This window comes from Xanthomonas sp. WHRI 10204, from assembly GCF_040202875.1.
In the GTDB taxonomy this organism is placed as follows: Bacteria; Pseudomonadota; Gammaproteobacteria; order Xanthomonadales; family Xanthomonadaceae; genus Xanthomonas.
The window spans coordinates 1-863 of record NZ_JBEGDW010000008.1 but is presented as its reverse complement, the minus strand read 5'-3'; the positions used below and the strand labels follow the sequence as shown (position 1 = coordinate 863).

Annotated in this window: 1 protein-coding gene; it reads left to right on the top strand. The window is 61.4% G+C overall.

Going from position 1 to position 863, the window contains the following annotated elements:
* A partial coding sequence (locus tag ABQZ00_RS23780) for a hemagglutinin repeat-containing protein (protein WP_323539627.1) occupies positions 1-863 on the top strand: 863 nt, incomplete at both ends.

Below are 863 nucleotides of genomic sequence, written 5' to 3'. Positions count from 1 at the left end.
GGCGCGGGTAGCGGTTCTTTACTCAGTGTCGAAGCGGGCGTGGGTTTCGCCACCAACGAGAGCAGCTTCAACAGCAGAAGCCAGATTTCGCAAGGTTCGACCATTACCGGTGGTGGCAATGTGCGCCTGAAGACAACCGAAGGCGACCTGCGTATCGTGCAGGGCAACCTCAAGGCCGGCGACACGCTGAGCCTGGATTCGGCACGCGACCTGGTGCTTGAGGCAGGCAACTCCAGCAACACCGAACAGAGCAAGGGCAGCAACGCCGGATTCGAAGTGGGCGTCGGCGCATCGGTCGGTGCACAGACCGGCGTGTACGCGTATGTGCAAGCCAGTGCCGGGAGCCACAAGTCGAACGTGGATGGCAGCACCTGGCAGAACACGCAGCTGGCCGGCCAGAACATCGTAATCAAGTCGGAGGGTGACACCACCTTGCGCGGCGCGGTGGTCAAGGGCGACAGGATCGATGCACAGATCGGTGGCGACCTCACCATCGAATCGCTGCAAGACAAGCTGGACATCCAATCCAAGGAAAGCAGCGTTGGTGGACGTGTACAGGTCTCGGCGGGTACCGCGTGGGATGCCAGCGGCTATGCCAGCGCGGCCAAGGCCAATGGTAACTACCTCGGTGTCGTCGAGCAGTCGGGTCTATTTGCAGGCAACGGCGGCTACCACGTCACTGCTGGCAACGTGAACCTGATCGGTGGCGCCATCGCCAGCACCAATGCCGGTGCAAGCGAGCTAACGGCCGACTCGCTGACGTTCACCGATCTGAAAAACCAGATGGATTACAGCGCATCGTCGGGCAGCATCAGTGGCGGCTTCGGCAGTACCGGTAACCAAACCGATGCCAACGGCAACCC